We start from the raw sequence: 7,883 nt of genomic DNA on the forward strand, positions 1-7,883 counted from the left end.
GGGCCGCGCTCACACGGGTCGAGCCCCCGCAAATCCCCGTGCATTGGCCACCCCTGTCGCCTGCTGTGACATTCCGTTTGGGTTTTCGGACCGCCAAGCGGAAGACTGCACCCGTGACGTCCCGTAACCCGCGCGACTCCAGGCTCCGACTCGTCCGCCCGCGGCCCCTGGCTGCCGCCCCCCGAGCGGTGACCCAGCGCAGCTCGCGCCGACCCGCACCCCGGCCCCCCGAGGGCACCCCGCCGCCCGCGGAACTCGCCCGCATGGCGCGCGCCGGTCTCGCCGACGCGGCCCGCGTCGCCCGCTGGGCCGACTCCATGCTCGGCCCGGGCCGCGACGGCGCGACCCCCGACGGCAAGGGCACCCTCTCCGAGGCGACCACCGAACGGGCCGCCGAGGAGTTGGGCCTGACCCCGGTTCAGGTCCGCGCCGACTGGGACACCGCACGCCTCGCGGGCCTCGTCGAGGTGCACGGCGGCATCGCCCGCCCCGGCTGGCGTCTGCGCGCCTGGAACCGCGACGACAGCGCCGTCCTGCGCGGCTGGGTAGCCCTCTTCGACGCCTGGTCGCTCGCCCACCCGGAGCCCGCGGACCGAGAGGCCTCCGCCGTCGCCGAGGTCGTCTCCGCGATGCCCCAGGTGCTCTCCTTCCTCCAGCTCTCCGCCGGACCCGTCCCCGTGGAGCAGCTCCTCGACCTCCTCGGACAGCGGGTCACGGAACTGCGCACCGAGCGCTGCGAAATCCCCTACGGTCCCCAGCCGGAGCCCGTCCCCGAGCCCGCCGCGATTCCGGACCCGGACGCCCCGCTCGCCCCGCTCCTCGACTGGGCCCTGCACGCACTCGCCGCCGTGGGAGCGCTCACCTGGGCCGACGGACAGGCCACCCTCACCCCGCTCGGCAGCTGGGCGGTCTGGGTCAAGCTGGAGCAGATCTGCGTCGCGGCGCAGAGCCCCGCCGGGAACATCGAGCAGCCCGCCGCGGACATGCTCCGCGGCTGTGCCCAACTGCGCCCGAACGCGGCCCGCGCCGAGTACCGCGCCTGGCTCGCCGCCCGTCCCGTCGGCAGCGCCGTCACCGAACTCCTGGAGGCCGCCCGCGGCGAGGACGCGCTCACCCGCGGTCTCGCCTTCGAGGCCCTGCGGGTGGTCGGCGCCCCCGCCGAGCCCGATGTGCGCTCCGTGGTCGAGGAGAGCTGGTTGCGTCCCTACGCGCTGCTGTGGCTCGCCGAGCACGACGGCCACGACCCCGAGGACGCCCACGAGATGCTCACCCGCGAGGAGTCCACCTGGCTGTGGGTCGACACCGCCGCCGCGGTCGCCGACCACGGCGAGGCGCCGCTCCTCGTACGCCACCTGGAGTCCGCCGTGCAGCCGACCGTGCCCGCGCTCCTCGACGAGGTGCGTGCGGTCGGACACCCCCGCACCGTCCAGGTCCTGGTCGCGCTCGCGGCCGCGCACCCGGACCCGGCGCTCGCCAAGGCGGTCCGCCGGGCCGCCTTCCAGGTGCACACCGGAGGGAGCTGAGCCGCGCCGCCAGGTCGTCCGGCGCGGGCCCCCGGCCCGCCTCGCGACGGTCCGCCCGCCTCGCGACGGCCCGACGCCGGGAGCGCGCGCCGGACACCGCGGGGCTCGCTCTCCGGGCGGACGGCGGGACCCGCGCGGCGCGCCCTACGTGCCGGTCTCCGGCGCGTACGTGCCGAAGCTCCAGATGTTGCCCTCGGCGTCACGGGCCAGATAGTCCCGCGAGCCGTAGTCCTGGTCGGTCGGGGGCATCAGGATCTCCGCGCCGTGGTCCACGGCGCGCTGGTGGTGTGCGTCGACGTCGTCCACGACCACGTACACCCCGGCGGGGCCGGCGTCCTTCATCGCGGTGTCGAACACCCCGCCGCGTCCCTTGGAGCCGAGCATCACCGCTCCGGCGCCCTGCACCAGCTCGGCGTGCATCACCGTGCCGTCCTCGCTCTCGTACACCGACAGCTCGGTGAAGCCGAACGCCTCCGTGAGCTGCCTGATCGCCGCCTTCGCGTCCGCGTACAGCAGTGTCGGGTAGATGCTCGGACGTCCGCCGTCCATGCCCGCCATACGACCACTCCTTCTCGTCCCGCCGCCGGAATGTGACCTGCCCCACAGTCTCGCACCGGCCACTGACAACGCCCCCACGGGCGGGACCGGGCCGTCAGCGGAAGGTGTTGCACTGGGCCATGTCGCCGGTGCGGTAGCCCTGGTAGAACCACTGCTGCCGCTGCGCGGCCGAGCCGTGCGTCCAGGTCTCCGGCGTCACCCGCCCCTGGAACTTCTCCTGGATCCGGTCGTCGCCCACGGCCGCCGCCGCGTCCAGCCCGTCGCGGATGTCGGCCGCGGTGAGACTGCTGAGCAGCGGCCTGCCCGTCGAGGGGTCCTTCGTCGTCGTCGCGTGGTGCGCCCACACCCCGGCGTAGCAGTCGGCCTGCAGTTCCACCTTCACCGAGTTGCTGGTCGCGCCCGAGACGCCGTCCTGGGCCCGCCCCAGCGTCCCCATCAGGTCCTGCACGTGGTGCCCGTACTCGTGCGCGACCACGTACGCCTGCGCGAACGGACCGCCACTGGAGCCGAACTTGGTCCGCAGGTCGTCGAAGAAGCCCAGGTCCACGTAGACCTTGCGGTCGGCGGGGCAGTAGAAGGGCCCGACCGCCGAGGTCGCGGTGCCGCACGCGGTGGCCACCCGGTTGCTGAAGAACACCGTCGGCGAGCGGGTGTAGACGCCGCCGCGCCGCGCGAACTCCTGTGCCCAGAAGTCCTGCACGCTGTTGACCACCGCCACGATCCGGCAGTCCTCCTTGGCGTTCGCGTCCCGTCCCGTCCGGCACGTCTCCTTGATCTGGTCGAGCGAGGAGGAGGTCACCGCGGGCTGGTCGTTGCCGGAGGAGAGTCCGAGCTGGTCGGGTCCCACTCCGAAGAACAGCCCGAGCAGCAGCGCGATCAGGCCGGCGATACCGCCGCCGACGGTCGCCCGGCCACCGGGGATCCGGCTGCCGCGCACATCCTGCACCTCGGAGGTGTCCAGGTCGGCGTCGTCGTCGAACTGCATGGGCGCACCATCCTCCGCGTACGGCCGCGTACGTCGCTCCGTGCCGCCATCCTCGTACGCCCCCGGCACTCCGGCCCCGGACGGAGGGCCGAACGGGGGACCTCCGCAGGCCGCTCGCCGTGTCCCCGTGAGGTCCCGCCGGGACACCCCTACGCTCTGCGCCGGAGCCCGGCAGGGGTGAAGGAGGACAGGGGTGGTCACTGTGCCGGTCGAGGCGACGCGGTCCGCCCGGACCCCCGGGCCTGGGAGGACCACCGGGCCCGTGCGGACAGCCGGGTCGGCAGGCACCGCCGGTTCCGCCCCGGCGGGCGACGGCGGAACACTCCCCGAGCAGCCCCCCGCAGCGCTCCGCCGCCCCACGGTCCGCGCACTGCTCCTGGTCGCCGTCGCACTGCTGCTCGCCGTCGCCCACCACGCGCGTCCCGCCGCCTACGGGGACCGGCTCGTGCTCCACGCGCGCGGGGAACACGTTCCCGGCACACCGCCGCCGCCGAGGCCCCCGCTGCGGACGAACGGCGCCGCCGTCGAGGCCTACGACGCGGCGACCGGCCGCGCCCGCTGGACGCACGCGCGCGAGGGCCGCCGTCCGCTGGCCGTGCTGCCCGCGCGCGGGCACGCGATCGCGCTCTGGGACGACGGGCTGGTCACCGACACCACGCGCCGCGACGGGAGCGCCGTCCGCTGGCACCGGGCCCTGCCCGGGGCCGGCCGGTGGCTCGCGGACCACGAGGCGACCGGCGTGCTGCGGCTCCTGGGCGACGGCGTGCTCGCCGTGATCACCCCCGAACGCGTCGCCGCCTACCGCCTCGCCGACGGCGACCTGCGCTGGACCGTGCCCACCCGGCCCGGCTGCCGCTTCGTGCCCGCACGTGCCGTTCGTCACGGTGCGGTGCTCCTGATCGCCCGGCCCTGCCCGGCCGAGGACCGCTGGACGGCCGGGCTCGTCGCGGTCGACGACCTGGGCGTCGTCACCCCCAACCGCGCGCCCGCGGCCGACGGACGGCGGGGCGAGCGTCACAGCGCCGAACACCCGCGCCCAGGAAAAGTGGTTGCACCGCCCCGTTAGACTTGGCCCATGGCCATTCTCCTCGCGCACTAGACGGCGGGAACGTCCTCAGCCGCCCACCCCGCCAACGACCCTGCCCAGGAGTCTGTCCGTGATCTCCGCCTCCGGTATCGAGCTGCGCGCCGGCGCCCGCATCCTCATCGAGTCCGCCACCTTCCGCATCACCAAGGGCGACCGCATCGGCCTCGTCGGGCGCAACGGCGCGGGCAAGACGACGCTCACCAAGGTCCTCGCGGGCGAAGGCCAGCCCGCCGCGGGCACCGTCGCCCGCTCCGGCGAGGTCGGCTACCTGCCGCAGGACCCCCGCACCGGCGACCTCGACGTCCTCGCCCGCGACCGCGTCCTGTCGGCCCGCGGCCTGGACGTCCTGATCCGCAAGATGCGCGAGAACGAACAGCGGATCGCCAACGGCTCGGGAGCCACCCGCGACAAGGCCATGCGGCAGTACGAGCGCCAGGAGACGGAGTTCCTCACCAAGGGCGGGTACTCCGCCGAGGCCGAGGCCGCCACCATCGCCGCCGCGCTCAACCTGCCCGACCGTGTGCTCGGCCAGCCCCTGCACACGCTCTCCGGCGGTCAGCGGCGCCGTATCGAACTGGCCCGGATCCTGTTCTCCGACGCCGACACGCTGCTGCTCGACGAGCCCACCAACCACCTCGACGCCGACTCGATCGTCTGGCTGCGCGACTACCTGAAGACGTACCGCGGCGGGTTCATCGTGATCTCCCACGACGTCGACCTCGTCGAGACGGTCGTCAACAAGGTCTTCTACCTGGACGCCAACCGCGCCCAGATCGACGTCTACAACATGGGCTGGAAGCTCTACCAGCAGCAGCGCGAGGCCGACGAGAAGCGCCGCAAGCGCGAGCGTCAGAACGCCGAGAAGAAGGCCGCGGCGCTGAACGCGCAGGCCGACAAGATGCGCGCCAAGGCCACCAAGACCGTCGCCGCCCAGAACATGGCCAAGCGCGCCGACCGGCTGCTCGCCGGCCTGGACGCCGTCCGCGTCTCCGACAAGGTCGCCAAGCTGCGCTTCCCGGAGCCCGCGCCCTGCGGCAAGACCCCGCTCATGGCCGAGGGCCTGTCGAAGTCGTACGGCTCCCTGGAGATCTTCACCGACGTCGACCTGGCCATCGACAAGGGCTCCCGCGTCGTCATCCTCGGCCTGAACGGCGCCGGCAAGACGACCCTCCTGCGACTGCTCGGCGGCGCCGAGAAGGCCGACACCGGCGAGGTCATCGAGGGCCACGGCCTCAAGCTCGGCTACTACGCGCAGGAGCACGAGACCCTCGACCCCGAGCGCACGGTCCTGGAGAACATGCGCTCGGCCGCCCCCGACCTCGACCTGGTCGAGGTCCGCAAGACCCTCGGTTCGTTCCTGTTCTCCGGCGACGACGTCGACAAGCCCGCCGGGGTCCTCTCCGGCGGCGAGAAGACCCGTCTCGCGCTCGCCACCCTGGTCGTCTCCTCCGCGAACGTCCTCCTCCTCGACGAGCCGACGAACAACCTCGACCCGGCCAGCCGCGAGGAGATCCTCGGCGCGCTGCGCACGTACAAGGGCGCCGTCGTCCTCGTCACCCACGACGAGGGTGCCGTCGAGGCGCTCCAGCCGGAGCGGATCATCCTGCTGCCGGACGGCGTCGAGGACCTGTGGGGCGCCGACTACGCGGACCTCGTCGCCCTCGCCTGAGCCCCCGTACGGCCCCCGGGGACCCCATGGGCAGCCCCGGGGCGGCCGTCAGCACGGCGTGATCGAATGGCTGATCCACTGCGTATGGATCATTCGGCCGATCCGTGATCCATCATCTGTGTGAGATCTCCTCGTACCGAGGTGTGTTGTACATCGATTTCGCGGCCGAGTTCCTTGTTCTCGAGGGCTCGGCCGTCCTGCATCCCTGACCTGGCACTTTGCTGAAGAACCCGTTCGGCCGTACGGACCGGCCAGCGCGGAACCCTTGATTCCACTCGTGGGGACGGGCTCCTGTCGTCAAAAGCTTGTCTCACGGACCTTGCCGAATGGCTGGCCATGAAGCCGTTGAGGGGTGATCATGAGAAGTCCAGAGCGCACTTCCCATGAGGAGGCACGGGTGGCCGAGACTCTGAAGAAGGGCAGCCGGGTAACCGGCGCCGCGCGCGACAAGCTCGCGGCAGACCTGAAGAAGAAGTACGACTCCGGTGCGAGCATCCGAGCGCTGGCCGAAGAGACCGGCCGTTCGTATGGCTTCGTGCACCGGATGCTCAGCGAGTCGGGCGTCACGCTCCGTGGGCGTGGCGGAGCGACGAGGGGCAAGAAGGCCGCTTCGGCCTGAGGCCGGGCGTCCCCATCGGCTTCGGTGGTGGCCACCCGGTCGGTCGGGTGATCGACCGGGTGGTTACTGTGCAGTCACTTAGGTGTGCCCCGCCATGGGTGCACGCCTGATCCGACCGCACCCATCGGAGGCAGCCCATGGCTTCGCTCGACAAGGATCTCGATCCCGTACTCGACAAGGACGGCGTACGGCTCACCGTCGACGACGCGATCGCCACGGTGACGCTGACCAACGCGGCCAAGCGCAACGCCCAGAGTCCCGCTCTGTGGCGGGCGTTGACGGAGGCCGGTCGGTCACTGCCGGGCACCGTCCGGGTGGTCGTCCTGCGTGCCGAGGGCAAGTCGTTCTCGGCCGGGCTCGACCGGCAGGCGTTCACGCCCGAGGGCTTCGACGGCGAACCGTCGTTCATCGACCTCGCGCGCGGCACGGATGCCGACCTCGACGCGACCATCGCCGAGTACCAGGAGGCGTTCACCTGGTGGCGGCGCAGCGACATCGTGTCCATCGCCGCGGTGCAGGGGCACGCCATCGGAGCCGGGTTCCAGCTGGCCCTCGCCTGTGACCTGCGCGTCGTCGCCGACGACGTGCAGTTCGCCATGCGCGAGACCAGCCTCGGGCTCGTGCCGGACCTCACGGGGACGCACCCGCTGGCCGGCCTGGTGGGCTACGCCCGCGCGCTCGAGATCTGCGCGACGGGTCGCTTCGTGACGGCCGACGAGGCCGAGCGCACCGGTCTCGCCAACCTCGCGGTCGAGGCCGGACAGCTCGACGACACGGTACGGGACCTCGCCGCGGCGCTGCTCGCCGCGCCGCGCGACGCCGTCATCGAGACCAAGGCGCTGCTGCGGGGGGCGGGCGAGCGCACCTACGAGGAGCAGCGCCGCGCCGAGCGCGCGGCCCAGGCCCGTCGACTGCGGGACCTCGCCGGCGTAGGGGACTGACTGACCCGACCGTCCTTCGGCGCCGCGGTACGAAGAGTCGCTCGGGCGCACCCTCGCGCCCCGCACGCCGACGTGCCGTGCCGTGCCGCTAGGGCACAACGGTCACGGCGGTCACGGCGGTCACCAGTACGGCCACCGACGGGACGTCCGGCAGGGCCGCGGCGACGCCGGACCTGACCGCCCGGGCGACGTCGGCCGTCCGTTCGGCGGACGAGACCGCCACTTCGACCCGGACGTGGCGGCGCGGCAGGGCCGGGTCCGCACCGCGGACTTCGGTGAAGTGGACCGGACGGCGGCCCAGCGCGGCCGCCAGACGGTCCACCCCCGGCACGGACAGAACGGCAGCCGCCACCCGCGCCTCGTCCGCCGCGGTGGCGGGCCCACCGGGGGCGGTCGGTCCGTCGACGGGGACCGGCCCGTCGGTCGGACCCGGCCCGTCGGTCGGACCCGGCCCGTCGAACGGACCCGGCTCACCGGACGTGGTCGGTTCGCCGCCCGGGG

7 protein-coding genes and 1 pseudogene are annotated in these 7,883 nt (G+C 73.3%); 5 read left to right on the top strand and 3 right to left on the bottom strand.

The features are described 5' to 3' along the window. The first annotated feature begins 113 nt into the window (after positions 1–113). Positions 114–1,523, top strand: a complete 1,410-nt coding sequence (locus ACFV2J_RS38980) for a hypothetical protein (RefSeq protein ID WP_385443203.1) — start codon at positions 114–116, stop codon at positions 1,521–1,523. A gap of 144 nt (positions 1,524–1,667) precedes the next feature. Here ACFV2J_RS38980 and ACFV2J_RS38985 read toward each other — a convergent pair whose 3' ends face one another. Together ACFV2J_RS38985 and ACFV2J_RS38990 are read right to left on the bottom strand one after the other, a co-directional pair. Next, positions 1,668–2,081, bottom strand: a complete 414-nt coding sequence (locus ACFV2J_RS38985) for a VOC family protein (protein WP_385093065.1) — start codon at positions 2,079–2,081, stop codon at positions 1,668–1,670. A gap of 94 nt (positions 2,082–2,175) precedes the next feature. Continuing rightward, entirely contained in the window at positions 2,176–3,066 is an 891-nt protein-coding gene (locus tag ACFV2J_RS38990; protein WP_385093062.1) for a neutral zinc metallopeptidase, read from the bottom strand. A gap of 262 nt (positions 3,067–3,328) precedes the next feature. On the opposite strand from ACFV2J_RS38990, the gene ACFV2J_RS38995 reads away from it, so the two are divergent. The 4 genes from ACFV2J_RS38995 (at position 3,329) to ACFV2J_RS39010 (ending at position 7,382) form a co-directional block, all read left to right on the top strand. Beyond that, complete coding sequence (locus ACFV2J_RS38995) at positions 3,329–4,132, top strand: hypothetical protein (RefSeq protein ID WP_385443208.1); 804 nt, start codon at positions 3,329–3,331, stop codon at positions 4,130–4,132. Between the two features lie 91 nt (positions 4,133–4,223). Further along, positions 4,224–5,822 carry an ABC-F family ATP-binding cassette domain-containing protein gene (locus ACFV2J_RS39000; RefSeq protein ID WP_385443210.1) on the top strand — a complete coding sequence of 533 codons (1,599 nt, stop codon included), beginning with the start codon at positions 4,224–4,226 and terminating at the stop codon, positions 5,820–5,822. A gap of 397 nt (positions 5,823–6,219) precedes the next feature. Next, positions 6,220–6,441, top strand: coding sequence for a helix-turn-helix domain-containing protein (locus ACFV2J_RS39005; RefSeq protein WP_006123601.1), 222 nt, complete (start codon positions 6,220–6,222; stop codon positions 6,439–6,441). Between the two features lie 137 nt (positions 6,442–6,578). Further along, complete coding sequence (locus ACFV2J_RS39010; protein WP_385097726.1) at positions 6,579–7,382, top strand: enoyl-CoA hydratase/isomerase family protein; 804 nt, start codon at positions 6,579–6,581, stop codon at positions 7,380–7,382. Positions 7,383–7,470: 88 nt separating this feature from the next. Here the strand turns inward: ACFV2J_RS39010 and ACFV2J_RS39015 are convergent. Beyond that, a pseudogene (locus ACFV2J_RS39015) lies at positions 7,471–7,883 on the bottom strand (hypothetical protein); the annotation flags it as partial.

The organism is Streptomyces sp. NPDC059668, from assembly GCF_042734135.1.
In the GTDB taxonomy this organism is placed as follows: domain Bacteria; phylum Actinomycetota; class Actinomycetes; order Streptomycetales; family Streptomycetaceae; genus Streptomyces.